This is a genomic window from Qipengyuania psychrotolerans (assembly GCF_019711355.1).
GTDB classification, from domain to species: domain Bacteria; phylum Pseudomonadota; class Alphaproteobacteria; order Sphingomonadales; family Sphingomonadaceae; genus Qipengyuania; species Qipengyuania psychrotolerans.
In genome coordinates this window covers 2,375,320-2,389,346 of sequence record NZ_CP081297.1, presented here as the reverse complement: position 1 = coordinate 2,389,346, position 14,027 = coordinate 2,375,320, and the positions used below count along the sequence as shown (strand labels likewise).

Here is a 14,027-nt window from a genome sequence, read left to right as displayed (position 1 = left end):
GGCCGCGAAATGCAATCAGTCGGGGCGATTGTAGATTTTCGGGTCGTCGATGATCTGGCCGCCGCCTGGAACATTGACATAGGCCGCCATGCAATAGGCGTACTTTTTAAGATCCGAGTTCTTGTCTTTCAGGGTGAAGTCGGCCGGCGTGGGGGCCATGTCGACCGTGAATTCATCATCACCCGAAAGCGGCGGATTTTTCCCCTTCGTGCGCGGATCGCTATCCTTGCCTTCGGCGATGATGATATTCAGCCCGGTTTGATCGCCGTAATAGTAACTCGCGGCATAGTCTTGCCCGTCGATTGTCACTTCTGGTGAGCCCCATTGAAATGTGATGTCCGCTTCGCCGCTGACATCCTTGAGATCGATGTTGCCCTTTGAATCGATAATATCGGGCGTTCCGGAAGTCTGCTCGTACGAGAAGTCACCCTTGTAGGTTGAGCCCTTGTCTTTCTTCACATCGTCAACAGTAACGTTGACTACAAATTCAGTACTCATGCGCTTACTCCTCTTGCTCTGGTTCGTACGGGGGTGCTTCAGGGCAGGCGGTCGTCGATCACCGGATCGACTTCCAGCTCAGCCAGTTTCTTGTTCATTCTCGCAGCGATCTTCGCTTGTCCTGCTTTCTCGGCAGCCTTCGCCCTCAATGCGATGGCATTAAGGTCTATTCTCTCTCCCTTCGTTTCAGGGACCGTTGCGGCATTTCGGAAGGACTCCCGGGCCGCTTTGAAATTGTTTTCTCGCTCGTAGGCGAACCCATCAATCAGCGAAGCTGCGACAAGCATCCATTCGCTTTCACGGTCAGCCTTGCGGGCGATATCGCGAGAATTGCCGGTCATTCGGCGCAAGCTTTCCGGAGGGGCCTGGCTTCGGTCGGTAAGAGCTCTTTTGAGTTCGAGGTTGGCGGGGTCGGCAATGTTCCATTGGTAATTCTTTGGGTCGCGGCGCCGCAGATCGTTTTGCAATCGCTCAAGTCGGTCGAAGTTTCTGGTGGCGAGCGCGTGGTCGCCCTGAGACCATGCGAGCATAGCCCGATGGGAGATGCCGCCGCGTGTCAGCTCGTGCAGCAGTGTATTATCCGGATCACTTGCGATGAGCCTGTCGGCTTCGGTGATCGAGCTATCGAGATGAGACCTCGCATCTGACTTGTTACCCTGGAGCATCAGCATTTGCCCAAGCCCCGATGCTGCGAATATACGGCCTTTTCTCGCCTCATTATTTGCCGGGTCGGCAGCAATGATCGTGTCGTAGATTGCGAGCTCATCCCGCCGCACGTCGATCGCTTCGGAAATGCGGCCCAATTGCTTGAGGGTAGTGGCAATCCAGGAAAGGCATCCTGCCAGTTCGATCTGCCGCGCATCTGGCCGGCCCTCTGCCAGGGCCACCCTGTCGGTATCTTCGGCACTGCGCTCGAAGTAACGCAGCGCCCGGGATAGTTCGCCGTCATCTACGGCCATCGTGCCAAGATTGCTCAGCGAGTACGCTTCCTCCATCTGCCATTCGAGGTTGGACCGATCCATGGCCGCCAATCGCGTCGAGATATCGGCATATGCCTCCATGGCTCGTTTCGCTTCGTCCATCTGGCCGTGTTGCCAAGCGATATAGCCCACCCAGAACAGGCTCTGGCCATGATTGAACATGGCCTCGGGATTGTCGGGGTCGCGGGCGAGTAATTCCTCGGTGGTCCGGGCCGCCTGGCGGAAGGCAGGCAGCGCTTCCTCGTTGTTGCCGCGCAGGTTCTGCACTTCTGCGACCAATTGCACTGCGCGCACCCGCCGGCCCAATTCGGTCGCCGAAAGATCCGCGAGCTTCTGGCGGGCGTAATAGTCCATCGCCCTTTTCCCGACACCGTCGAGCAATTCCAGCCTTCCGACCGGCTCCAGCTGTTCACGCAGATCGGTGAGCATGTATTCGATAAGCCCGTCAGCCTCCGCCCGCTGTTCGCGGGCCTCGTTGCGCTGGTCGATGGCATAAAGCGCGAGGCCGGATGTACCGACCATGCCGAACACAGAGGCCGCAGCGACCATGGCCAGCCTTTTCTGCCGCCGTGCAGAATCGCGCTGGACCAGAGTGTCGAGGTCGACATGGGCGAGGCCGGCGACAAGCTTTAGTTTGGCCAGTTTCTTCCCATCCCCCTCCGGCCGCAAATCGGCGGCGATAGGTTCGGACTTCGCTTCGGTAGGCTGCCCATCCTCATAGTGGACAAGAAGCGGGGCCGGGAAATTGTCCGGTGGTTCACCATCGACGATTACCGGGAAGACCCCGCGATCTCCGTTCAGCCGTTTGTAGAGATCAATTTCGCGCGCGATCCATGGCGATTTGGCGGCGGCAGGAGAGCATAGGACGATGAGGGCGTCGCTGGATTCGATGGCCAGGGCGATGGCATCACCGAGGCTGTCGGCAGCGGGCAATTCTTCCCGGTCTTTGAAAATGGGGTGAAGTCGTTCGGCCTTGCCCGAATCGAGCAGGTGCTTGGGCAATCGGTAGGTTTCAAGCGCACGATGCAACCATCCCGCAATCGCCTTGTCGCGATGCGAATAGCTGATGAATGCCTTGTATCGACGCTCGGCCAAGCTTCCCCTCCGGATGCGACCCCGGATACGACTCGGCAACCCCTATTTTTTCAATTACTTGTAACATTCTGCGGATTCTTGCAACTGAGCCGCAGGACACACGCCAGAATGGCATGCCGGCTGACCGTTGCGCAAAACGCAACAAGTCCTGACGTTTTCTCACTTTCGTTCGCAAGCCCGCAACATTATTACACGACCCACAGCCGGCGACGGGACAGTTCTCCCAACCCTCCCGACCGGCACAGAGATGGCGTCAGGCTTTTCCGAATTGGAACCTGTCGTCGCCTTCCTCGCACGGAACCGCATGGCGAAATGCCCACGCGTCTCCTAGCGCAGAGCCCTTCCGGCGCGAGGTGATATGGCAGCGAGTAGAGACGCGGCCGCCCACACTCCCTCTCCCCCCTCCCCCCGTGTCGGCGCCGCGTCTCGAACGCGTTTGCCACCGATCAGGGCGAGGTCGTTTAATCCGGCGCGCCGCCCTGCGCCGCCAGATCCCGAAGCTCTGTCTTGAGCAGTTTGCCGATATGGCTACGCGGCATTTCATCAATCGTGTGCAGCTGGGCGATGCGCTGCGTCTTGCCCAGCCGGGCATTGACCGCCTCGCGGATTTCCTCGGCACCGCGCGCGTCGGCGCTAACCATGACGAAGCCCACTGGTGTCTCGCCCCACTTTCGTGATGGCATTCCGATGACGGCCGCCTCCGTCACATCGCTTTCCCTGAGCAGCTCGTTCTCGAGGTCGACGGGATAGATGTTGAAGCCGCCAGAGATGATCATGTCCTTCGCGCGCCCGACCAATTCGACGAAGCCTTCATCATCGACGCGTCCGATGTCGCCCATGCGCTGCCAGGTCTCGCCGCTATCGGGATCGGTCCAATATCCCTCGCGCGTCTGGTCGGGGCGGTTCTTGTAGCCGCTCATCATCGTATGGCTGCGGCCCACGAGATTACCGGGAGTGCCTGGCGGGACCTCGCGGTCCTCGTCATCAAGCACCCTCAGTTCGCTGCCCGGAGCAGGGCGTCCCACCGTGTGCAGCTTGTCCGGGAATTTGTGCGCTTCGAGCAGGCAGACAACGCCCCCTTCGGTCATAGAATAGATTTCGATCAGCGCGCCCGGCATGCGCTCCAGCACCTCGCGCTTCAATTCCGCGGAGAACGGGGCAGAGGTGCAATATTTCAAGGTGAGCGATGACAGGTCGAAATCGCCAAACCGCGGTTCGTCCATCAGTCTCTGATACTGTACCGGCACGAGCATCGTGATCGTCGTGCGGTCGGCCTCTGCGTGAGTGAGCCACCCGAGGGTATCGAACTTGCCCATGATGCGAACCGTGCCGCCGGCGAGCAATGCGGGAAGGAAAGCGACCATCGTCGTGTTCGAATAAAGCGGCGTCGAGGCGAGGGTGCGGACAGGCAGTCCGGCCTCCAGCCAGCTACCGGCGGTCGCTGCGAATTGGCGCCACCGCATTTGGTGCGAATGAACGATGCCTTTGGGCGTGCCGGTCGTGCCGGAAGAATAGATGATGTTGAACGGATCGCCTGGCCCCGGCGTGATGTCTGGTGCGCGAGTGCCCTCTGGCCCCATCCAGTCATCAAGCTGTTCGTCCAGGACTATGACATCAAGCGATGCAAAGGCCTCCGGTCCAAGTTCATCGAGTTTCGCCCGAGTTACGAAGATGTGCTGCGCACCCGAATCCCTGGCCATCGCTTCAAGCTGATCTGCGCTTGCGCTGGTGGTTAGAGGCGCTGCAACCCAGCCTGCACGCACGGCGGCGAGGAAGACGATTGCATAGGGGATGGAGGAAGCCCCGAGGATCGCGACCGCTTGCCCGCGTTCAAGCCCTGTACCGACAAGGCGCGCAGCGGTTCGCTCGACACGGTCGTGAAGCGCGGACCACGACAAGCTGGACTGTTCATCGCGCAGTGCGATCGCGTCAGGTTGCCGCTCCGCCCAATCAGCAAGAACCTGCGAGAAATTGCCGAACGGTGCGGCCAAGGCGGATTGCGGTGCGATATCTCCCATTGGCGGCAAACTAGGGCCATTCCGCCCGCTGTCCAGCTTGAGATATTGGCGCGCAAAACGCGTATCTCCAGCTCCACCGCCCGGATTCGGCGGTCGGCGGAGGCCACCAAATGCAGTTCGTAGGTGCGTGCAGGCAGTTTATCGGGCCGCAACCGTAGCTTATCGATCAAAGTGGTTTTTTCGCAATATTGCAGGCGAAATTATCCGGTGCGCGGGACGCTTCATCGATTGCCTGACCGTATGCAATCGTTCTTTGCGCAAGACCTGAAGCGTTAACCATTGGCGTATGATTGTACGACGAATAGTAATTAAGTTACGCGTAAATGTGTCACAATCGACCACATAATTCACCGCGTTGACATATTGTGGAATGAGGCTAGGGTTCGGGTCGCTCGGAATGTCCCGCAGACCTTTTCGAGTCGGATCGACCATAGACCGTCATCGCATACAACACACAGTCGCACCTTTGTGTGATACTCTCTGCGGCCGGTCATCCCGCCTAACGAAAGGATGATCACCATGTTTAAACCAACGATATTGATACTTTCTACCGCTGCGGCAGCGTCCATGCTCGCCGTTCCCTTGTCATCGCAGGAAATCATCGTGTCTCCGCAAAGCGAGAAGACATTTGTTGAAGAGGTGACAAAGGACCTCGACACCCAGCTCCGCCGCATGCGCCTTGATCCGCGCTGGACGCCTTCCGGCATCGTGAAGGTGCGCTTCCACGCAGAAGCAGACGGAACGCCGCGCGATCTCGTGACGTACGAATCCTCGGGTAGTCGCCGGCTGGACCGGGAAGTGATGAGAGCTGTCAGCAAGCTCGATTCGCTCGCACCGCTGCCGGCCAGCGCGGGGTATGATCCCATAATCCAGGCAAATGTCATCGTTGCCGACAGCAAGTCAGAGCTCGAACATTTGAGTAAAGATCTCGCCGAATCGGAAGCGAGGCGACTTGCCTCGGGCGATGCCGGGGAGCGGGCCGTTCTCGCTCTCAATATGACGCCTCGACCCAGTTCCTGACCCTCCCCCCAGGGTAGGAGCCGTCTCGGCGTGGGGCGGTGTCTGTCTGCGGGGTGCCGCCCCCGCGTCGGGACTGTTGAAAGCAAAAGGGCTCCGCTTGGTGCGGGGCCCTTTTCGCTTCCTGGGGATTCGAAAATTGCGCGTCCGGATTCGGTTCGTACGCAATGACCGGAAGCCACATTTGCCCGCAAAAATTTTTTCGCAGATTCATTTTGGGGCTTGCGCGCTGGCAAAGTCCAGCTTGGTCCACGCGTCGCTGCGTTGCATCAACATCATACACCGCTTCAAAAGGCCGTTTTGCATCGTTAAAAATTCATTGACCCTCTTGCGCCGGACACACGTCTGATTCACTATCTAGTAGTCGGTCACCGGGGGGTACCCACAAGACCTAGCGAATTTGGCATTCGATCCTATATCGGGTGAGTGCCGCTTTCGCCTTGGTCCTGTGGGGAAAAACTGGATAAGTTTTCACCCCGATGGCCTGCGAAATTGCTAGGCAGGCACATACCGTTTGCCGAATCGAGAACGAGCCGAATGGGCAAGCGGGACACGCCCGCTATTTAAGAAAATGAGAGTGGGGCACGACATGGATTTCAAGAGCGGGGATGAAGAGACGATGGGACTGGATCTGGATATGCAGGACAGCGTTGAAGACACCGCCCCCGCCGCGAAGTCGGCCAAAAAGCCGGAAAAGGCAGTAGAAATGAAAAGCCAGGACAAGGGCTCCGAAGAGCTGGTCGCCGAAGCCGCGGGCGAAGCGATGGCCGGAGCCATGGCTGAAGTTGCCAAGGCTACTGTCGAGAAAGAGGATTCCAAGAAGATCCTCGATCGCCGGTTCGATGTGAAGACCGATAGCTCGCGCGATGAATTGCTGACAGTGTTCGGCAAGGAAACGCTGGAAGACCGCTATTTGCTGCCCGGCGAAAGCTACCAGGACCTGTTTGCCCGCGTTGCCGACGCCTATGCCGACGATGCAGAGCATGCGCAGCGCCTTTATGATTACATCTCGCGCCTGTGGTTCATGCCCGCCACTCCCGTTCTTTCGAACGGCGGCACGCATCGCGGCCTGCCGATCTCCTGCTACCTCAATTCCGTGTCCGACAGCCTTGATGGCATCGTGAACACCTGGAACGAGAATGTCTGGCTCGCCTCCAAGGGCGGCGGCATCGGCACTTACTGGGGCAATGTTCGCGGTATCGGCGAGCCGGTCGGCCTCAACGGCAAGACCAGCGGCATCATTCCCTTTGTGCGTGTGATGGACAGCCTTACTCTCGCCATCAGCCAGGGTTCGCTGCGCCGCGGTTCTGCCGCATGCTACATCGACGTGCATCACCCCGAGATCGACGAATTCCTCGAAATTCGCAAACCTTCAGGCGACTTCAACCGCAAGGCGCTGAACCTGCACCACGGCGTGCTGCTGACCGACGCCTTTATGGAAGCAGTCCGCAATGGCGAGGAATTCGACCTCATCAGCCCCAAGGACGGCAGCGTTCGCAAGACGGTTGACGCGCGCGGCCTGTTCCAGAAGCTGGTTGAAACCCGCCTTGCCACGGGCGAGCCTTACATCGTCTTCTCAGACACTGTGAACCGCATGATGCCCAAGCATCACCGCGAACTGGGCCTCAAGGTCTCGACCTCGAACCTGTGTGCGGAAATTACGCTGCCAACCGGTGTCGACCATCTCGGCAACGACCGTACAGCCGTATGCTGCCTCTCCTCGCTCAACATCGAGAAGTGGGACGAATGGAACGCGGACAAGCGGTTCATCGAGGACATCATGCGTTTCCTCGACAACGTCCTGCAGGACTATATCGACCGCGCGCCAGAAGAGATGGCCCGCGCGAAATATTCGGCCATGCGCGAACGCAGCGTCGGCCTGGGCGTGATGGGTTTCCACTCCTTCCTCCAGCAGAAGGGCATCGGCTTTGAAAGCCCGATGGCCAAGGTCTGGAACCTGAAGATGTTCAAGCACATCCAGGGCAAGGCCTCCGAAGCTTCGATGGTGCTGGCGCAGGAACGCGGCGCATGTCCAGATGCAGAAGAAATGGGCGCGATGGAGCGTTTCAGCTGCAAGATGGCGATCGCGCCGACCGCGTCGATCAGCATCATCTGCGGCGGCACCAGCGCCTGCATCGAGCCGATCCCGGCCAATATCTACACGCACAAGACGCTGTCGGGCAGCTTCATCGTGAAGAACCCCTATCTGGAAAAGCTGCTCGACAAGAAGAGCAAGAATTCCAACGCGATCTGGAATTCGATCCTGGAAAAGGGCGGCAGCGTCCAGCACCTCGACTTCCTGACGCCGGAAGAAAAGGCCGCGTACAAGACCAGCTTCGAAATCGACCAGCGCTGGCTGCTCGAATTTGCTGCCGACCGCGCGCCCTACATCGATCAGGCTCAGTCGCTGAACCTGTTCATCCCGGCCGATGTCGACAAGTGGGACCTGATGATGCTGCACTTCCAGGCTTGGGAGAAGGGCATCAAGTCGCTTTACTATCTCCGCTCCAAGTCGGTGCAGCGCGCCGGTTTCGCTGGCGGAGTGGAAGCGGACAACACCGCTGACGCTGCCAAAATCGAACTGATGGCGGGCGCAGAACAGACTGACTACGAGGAATGCCTCGCCTGTCAGTAGAAGACGGTCACGATAAGCCCAAAGGCACCGCCGCACCCGTCAATCGATGGACCCTGCTGGCGGTGCCTTTGGCTTTTCTGGCCTGGGCGATCATCGACGCAATCATCGACTGATTGCCATCCCGGTTTGCAAATTTACCTGCGCCAACTCGAAACCTTGGCGGTCTTGTTTCTTATCTGGATGAGACGCGCGTTTCGTCAGAAGATCGCCGAGCATTAGCCGCAAATCCTTTAGCGGTTCGCGCATCGCTCCATCCCAGCTTGCCCTTTGCCCGTAGTAGCGGCACTTATGCGGGCAATGGGGTCGCAGCGCATTCTCTTCATCACGCCCAACTTCCCGCCCTTCGCGCAAGCAGGGGCGGCGCGGACCGGTGCGCTTGCGCTACATTGGGCACAGCAGGGTCATGAGGTGACCGTGCTTGGCGCAAGGATTGGCGCGGCCACGGGTATCCATTCCGAACTGGACCACCCGAACCTGACCACGATCATGCTGGCCGTGGACAAGGAGGGGGAGGATGCCCGGCCTGCTGCTCCGGCAAAGAGCGATCCTGCGAAACCCGCGGCGCGGCCCGGCAAGTTGAAGCGCTGGTTGTGGTTGCTGCGGCAGATGCCCGACCGCTTCCGTGCGCACTGGGTACCGCGAGCCGTAGCCAAGGCACGCAAGTTGGGCGGGGCGGATGCGTTCGACCTGATCTATTCTTCGGGTCCGCCGCATTCGGCTCATATCGCGGCGCAAGAGATCGCCCAGGAAACCGGCCTCAAGTGGGTCTGCGAGCAGCGCGATCTGTGGGTCGAAAATCCCTACATTGAGCGCCATCCGTTTCTCACCGTGATCTACGAACGGCAGGGCAGGCGCGTACAGCAGCATGCCTCTGCGATCGTCGCGGTCACGAGAGGTGCTGCGCGTGAACTGGAGAGACAGACCGGCAAACCGGTAACCCTGGCGCGCAATGGCTGGGAGGAAAGCGATTTTGCGCATCTGCAGGACGCCGCCAAGCCACTCGATCCGGAGCGGTTGACCATTATCCATGCCGGGCTGATCTATGCCGAGCGCCGCGATCCCAAGGCCTTGTTCGAAGCCATCGCCCTGCTTGGCGAGGACCGCAGGCACATCCGCGCGATCTTCTATCACGACGAATACGGCTTCTTGGGCCAACGCATCGCGCAGTACGGCGTAGAAGACTGCGTCGAGGTGCAGGATTTCCTGCCGCGCAGCGAGATATTGCGTATCGAGCGGCAGGCCGATGTCCTGCTCATGTGCCGGTGGCCCGATCCAGCCGAAGATGCGGTAATCCCGGGCAAGTTGTTCGAATATATCGGCGCGCGGCGCCCGATACTGGCGACGGGCCTGGACACGGGCGAGGCTGCAGAAATCGTGCGTGAAGGCGAGTTCGGCATCGCAACACAAGACGCCGCGCTGATTGCCGAGCGTCTGCGCGAATGGATCGCGCAAAAACAGGCCGGCGGCGGTCGCATTGCTGATCTGCCCGCAGCGCCTGCGCGTGCGTATACCCGCGACACCGCTTTCGCCGCAGTCGACAAGGTGATCGAGGGATTGGGCCAGGAATAGGCCGGGCCACGAAAAACGCCCCCGCTACACGTAGTAGCGAGGGCGTGTTTTCCGGACCGAGTTTCCGATCCGATAATTTGGCGACGGTTACGCGTCTTGTGCCACGGCCTTGTTGCCGAGACCTTCGGGAATACGTGCGCCTTCCTTGAGGTAGATGCGGTTGTCATCGATCTTCTCGACGTCATCCAGGCTCAGGAAATGGTGCATGTCATCGCCGCTGTCCGACTTGGTCAGCTTAATGGCGTCGTCCTGTACGGCGTCGACTGTGCCGACGTGCAGGCCTTCGCAATTGGTGACTTCCATGTGTTCCTTGATGCGGATCTTCTCAAACATACTTTGCTTTCTGCCCGAATTGTCGAGCGTTTTTAATTACTTATACCTTACCAACGGGCGGTCAGCGGATTAGGTCCACGCTTCACCGCCTCTCAGGCACGGCTCATTGGATGGACCTTCAAAAGCGCCTGCTACGGGCCAAAAGCCGGCGCGGAGGGCATTGCGGCGTGACAAACAATTGACGCCCCAACCTCCGGGGAGGTGGGGCGTCGGGGATGCGCGGCCTAAGCCCGCAAAAGGGGAAACCGGACTAGGCCCGCTTGTCCCCGAAACTGGTTTTGCCCGGCGCTTCGCCAATCCCTGAAGCGCCTTGCTGAAAGCATGTCGGCTGCTTTCATGTCACTAACTCGCATCACCCCTGACGCGTTCCTGCGGTTAACCGCGTGGTGAGAACTTTTTCCCGTGCTTATCCCCGCTAAATCATTTGCACTTGCTATCGAATCAGAGGCATGATTCCCTATATAGGAAGTTCAGCTGCAAACCGGAGAGACACAAGATGTCGTTGCTCGAAGCCCGCAAGACCTACAAGCCGTTCGAATACCCGTGGGCTTACGACTTCTGGAAACGCCAGCAGCAGATCCACTGGATGCCGGAAGAAGTTCCGCTGGGCGAAGACTGCCGCGACTGGGCGCAGAAGCTGTCCGAGCACGAGCGGAACCTGCTCACGCAGATCTTCCGTTTCTTCACCCAGGCCGATGTCGAGGTGCAGGATTGCTACCACGACAAATACGCCCGCGTGTTCAAGCCGACCGAGATCAAGATGATGCTCACCGCCTTCTCCAACATGGAGACGGTGCACATCGCGGCCTACAGCCATCTGCTCGACACGATCGGCATGCCGGAAAGCGAATATTCCGCCTTCCTCGATTACGAGGAAATGGCCGACAAGCATAATTACATGCAGAATTTCGGCGTCGACAATGACGAAGACATTGCCCGCACGCTCGCCATGTTCGGCGGATTTACCGAAGGCATGCAGCTGTTCGCCAGCTTCGCGATGCTGATGAACTTCCCGCGCTTCAACAAGATGAAGGGCATGGGGCAGATCGTCAGCTGGTCGATCCGCGATGAAAGCCTGCACTGCGAAGGCATCATCCGTATGTTCCACGAATTCGTTCGTGAACGCGATTGCCTGACCAAGGCGGTCAAGGAAGACATCATCGATATCTGCCAGAAGACCGTGCGTCTGGAAGACAACTTCATCGACCTCGCGTTTGAAATGGGCCCCGTGTCTGGCATGACGCCCAAGGATATCAAGAAGTACATCCGCTACATCGCCGACTGGCGCCTGGGCCAGCTGGGCTTCCAGCCGATCTACATGGTCGACGATCACCCGCTGCCGTGGCTCGCCCCGCTGATCAACGGCGTGGAGCACGCCAACTTCTTCGAACAGCGCGCCACCGAATACTCCAAGGGCGCCACCACGGGCGACTGGAACACGGTCTGGTCCACCTTCGACAAACGCGGCAGCGCCAAGGCCGCGAATGAGGAAGTGGCCGTGGACGATGGTCCGGGCCTGTTTGGGGACGAAGGCGGCAAAGGAGCTGTCGCGGCGGAGTGATGTACTTTGAAGGTCTCTGAGAGACTTGGCCTCAATCGACAAATCGCTGATGAACTAGCCAATCGATATGCTTGGGATGAAGTCGATCAGTTCCTGACTGCCTTCGGGCTAACGACAAGTATTAGTGGAAGCTGGGACAGCGATGCCGAATTTTATCGGTTGGTACTTTCTCGCGCGCCACTGAATGCCCTTGCAGAAATTGTGGAAGACCTAGGTCTTCCCGCCTTTTCTGACGCCGCACCGATAAGACAACTTCCGAGAGTTTGGGAGGCTACTGAAGACCTACGAGTGTTTGTCAGCCACCTCAGTGCGGAAAAAGAAAAGGCGGCGCGAATGCGTGACTGTCTTAGTGCGCATCATATGAGCGCGTTTGTGGCTCATGATGATATCGAACCGACACTAGAGTGGCAGGTGCAGATTGAGCGAGCGCTGACGAATTGTGAGCTATTTATTTCAATGCACACTCCCGGTTTCTCCAAGAGCCATTGGACGCAGCAGGAGGTCGGGTATGCTGTAGGCCGTGGAGTCAAGATTATCGCCGTACATATGGGCGAAGATCCCACTGGTTTCATTCAGAAGAATCAAGCACTGTCACGAGGCATTAAGACTGCAGAAGTGTTGTCGTCCGAGGTGGCGGAGCTGGTCAAAAGTGATGAAAGATTGAAGAGTCGGTACGCAGAGTTAAACAAAGTTGACCAGTTCGGTGACCTTGATGACGATATCCCGTTTTAAGATCAAGGCTCCTTTTACTACTTCCAACGGCGCTTCGGCACCGCGTAGCTATCAATCCGCCGCTCCGGCTTTTCGTGCCACTGAACATTGACCCACCATAGGGTCGGAAAGAAATAGAGCGATCCGTAGTCACGAATCGAAACGTCGATCGGCTCTTGCATCATCGCTTCTTGACTGTTTTTTCCAGCAGATGTGCTCGCGTTGCGACTTTGTGCCATTTGGAGCGCATCTTCAATTTATCGGCGATCGGTCGAACCCCCAGATGACCGTTGCAATGTTGATGACAGAGCACAAGGTTGTCCAGATCGTCGGTGCCACCCTCGCTTCTCGCTTTTAGGTGTTCCAAACTAATCCGCTTGTTGTGCTTTTTGGGCGGCTGAGTCATCGGAAGCCCGCAAAGCCAGCATGAAAACCCATCGCGTTCCAACAGACGCGCAATCATCGTTTTCTTCCATTTTGATGTGCGATTCCAACGGGCCATTGGATCCTTGAGTAGCAAATGTTTGCCTCAACACCACATTTTCTTCTCAGCGCCCCAGCCACTCCCCTCGGCCAGCCCTGCGCCGATCATGTGATCCGCCAGCGCCTCGCCGCCGCGTGAGGCTTCGCGGAGTTCTCGGCCATATTGGTCGCGGGGCGGCTCGGTGCCGCCGGTCCAAGTGAAGCGGCCCTCGGCGAGCCAGGTGTGGAGGGCTGTGCGGGCTTCGCGTGCTTTCACCCGTTCGGCTTCGCAGGCACCGTCCATCTCCGGCGCGTCATAGCCGGTCAGGCGCACGCGGCGCTGGCCGATGGCCACCGTGTCCCCGTCGATCACGCAGGCGGCCCAGTTGTCTCCGCAAAGCCCGAAGCTCAGCGTCACTTCGCTCACCGGCTCGGGCGGGTTCAGCCTGTCCCTGTACAAGAAGGAGGCACCGACCAGCACCGCCGCAATCGCAATCCAGCGCATTTCGCGCAGGCGGCTTCGGCGGCGTTTCGTATGGAAGCGTGGGGGCTTTGGCATGGAGTGACACTACCAGCACACAGACTTGGCGCAATCGCCTTCAGGCTTGGCAATTCTTTAATGAAAACAGGTGCAAAAAGCTGCTACGCTGCCCCAAGCCAACTTGTTGCCGGACTTGCTGATGACACCCTGGATGCCCCTGCTCGAGATGCTGGTCTATTACCTGATCGCCATGAATCTGGCGGCTTTTTCCGCATTCGGGATCGACAAGTCGCTGGCGGAAAACGGGCAGTGGCGGATCAGCGAGGCGACCTTAATCCTCTTCGCCACGTTTGGCGGAATGCCCGGCGCGCTGGCAGGCCGATCACTATTCCGGCACAAGACCAGAAAGCGCAGCTTCAACGAGAAGCTGCTGGCATCCGGGCTTATGCAAGTTGCCGCTGTTGGCGGCATCGCCTTCCTCTACATCACGCGCGAAACTCCCGAAGATGTGGCTGCGCGCAAGGCCGTGGAACGGTCGGTATATTATTCCGGTTGCAACAGCGTGCGCGCTGCGGGGAGGGCACCGCTTCTTCGCGGAGAGCCGGGCTACCGTTCCGAAATGGACGGAGATGGCGACGGGATTGCGTGCGAACCCGTTTATTGATGG

General features: G+C 58.7%; 12 protein-coding genes. 6 read left to right on the top strand and 6 right to left on the bottom strand.

The genetic code is table 11. The features are described 5' to 3' along the window. Positions 1-15: 15 nt before the first annotated feature. The 3 genes from K3166_RS11690 to K3166_RS11680 all read right to left on the bottom strand — a co-directional run bounded on the left by K3166_RS11690 (position 16) and on the right by K3166_RS11680 (position 4,591). A complete protein-coding gene (locus tag K3166_RS11690; protein ID WP_221422385.1) occupies positions 16-498 on the bottom strand; it encodes a hypothetical protein in 483 nt (160 codons plus the stop codon). A 38-nt stretch (positions 499-536) separates the two neighbouring features. Further along, positions 537-2,573: a toll/interleukin-1 receptor domain-containing protein gene (locus tag K3166_RS11685; protein ID WP_221422384.1), complete on the bottom strand. Its 2,037-nt coding sequence runs from the start codon at positions 2,571-2,573 to the stop codon at positions 537-539. A gap of 461 nt (positions 2,574-3,034) precedes the next feature. Next, the gene (locus K3166_RS11680) at positions 3,035-4,591 is read right to left on the bottom strand and encodes a class I adenylate-forming enzyme family protein (RefSeq protein ID WP_221422383.1); all 1,557 of its coding nucleotides are present in this window, start codon (positions 4,589-4,591) and stop codon (positions 3,035-3,037) included. Between the two features lie 519 nt (positions 4,592-5,110). Between K3166_RS11680 and K3166_RS11675 the strand changes: the two genes are divergently transcribed. The 3 genes from K3166_RS11675 to K3166_RS11665 all read left to right on the top strand — a co-directional run bounded on the left by K3166_RS11675 (position 5,111) and on the right by K3166_RS11665 (position 9,812). After that, on the top strand, positions 5,111-5,611 hold the full coding sequence (locus K3166_RS11675; protein ID WP_221422382.1) for an energy transducer TonB: 501 nt from the start codon (positions 5,111-5,113) through the stop codon (positions 5,609-5,611). 586 nt (positions 5,612-6,197) lie between these two features. Then, positions 6,198-8,243 (top strand): ribonucleoside-diphosphate reductase subunit alpha, encoded by a 2,046-nt coding sequence (locus K3166_RS11670; protein WP_221422381.1) that lies wholly within the window; start codon positions 6,198-6,200, stop codon positions 8,241-8,243. Between the two features lie 297 nt (positions 8,244-8,540). Continuing rightward, positions 8,541-9,812, top strand: coding sequence for a glycosyltransferase (locus K3166_RS11665; protein ID WP_221422380.1), 1,272 nt, complete (start codon positions 8,541-8,543; stop codon positions 9,810-9,812). An 87-nt stretch (positions 9,813-9,899) separates the two neighbouring features. Here the strand turns inward: K3166_RS11665 and K3166_RS11660 are convergent, their stop codons facing one another. Continuing rightward, positions 9,900-10,145, bottom strand: a complete 246-nt coding sequence (locus K3166_RS11660) for a DUF2171 domain-containing protein (protein ID WP_221422379.1) — start codon at positions 10,143-10,145, stop codon at positions 9,900-9,902. A 496-nt stretch (positions 10,146-10,641) separates the two neighbouring features. On the opposite strand from K3166_RS11660, the gene K3166_RS11655 reads away from it, so the two are divergent. Both K3166_RS11655 and K3166_RS11650 read left to right on the top strand, forming a co-directional pair. Then, positions 10,642-11,706, top strand: coding sequence for a ribonucleotide-diphosphate reductase subunit beta (locus K3166_RS11655; RefSeq protein ID WP_221422378.1), 1,065 nt, complete (start codon positions 10,642-10,644; stop codon positions 11,704-11,706). Between the two features lie 6 nt (positions 11,707-11,712). Continuing rightward, positions 11,713-12,438: a toll/interleukin-1 receptor domain-containing protein gene (locus K3166_RS11650; RefSeq protein WP_221422377.1), complete on the top strand. Its 726-nt coding sequence runs from the start codon at positions 11,713-11,715 to the stop codon at positions 12,436-12,438. 160 nt (positions 12,439-12,598) lie between these two features. On the opposite strand, the gene K3166_RS11645 is transcribed toward K3166_RS11650, so the two are convergent. Together K3166_RS11645 and K3166_RS11640 are read right to left on the bottom strand one after the other, a co-directional pair. Further along, positions 12,599-12,919, bottom strand: a complete 321-nt coding sequence (locus K3166_RS11645; RefSeq protein WP_221422376.1) for an HNH endonuclease — start codon at positions 12,917-12,919, stop codon at positions 12,599-12,601. A 27-nt stretch (positions 12,920-12,946) separates the two neighbouring features. Beyond that, positions 12,947-13,438, bottom strand: coding sequence for a thermonuclease family protein (locus tag K3166_RS11640; RefSeq protein ID WP_221422375.1), 492 nt, complete (start codon positions 13,436-13,438; stop codon positions 12,947-12,949). Positions 13,439-13,559: 121 nt separating this feature from the next. Here K3166_RS11640 and K3166_RS13470 point away from each other — a divergent pair, with 121 nt between their 5' ends. Continuing rightward, positions 13,560-14,024 carry a DUF1294 domain-containing protein gene (locus tag K3166_RS13470; RefSeq protein ID WP_247714635.1) on the top strand — a complete coding sequence of 155 codons (465 nt, stop codon included), beginning with the start codon at positions 13,560-13,562 and terminating at the stop codon, positions 14,022-14,024. Positions 14,025-14,027: the final 3 nt, after the last annotated feature.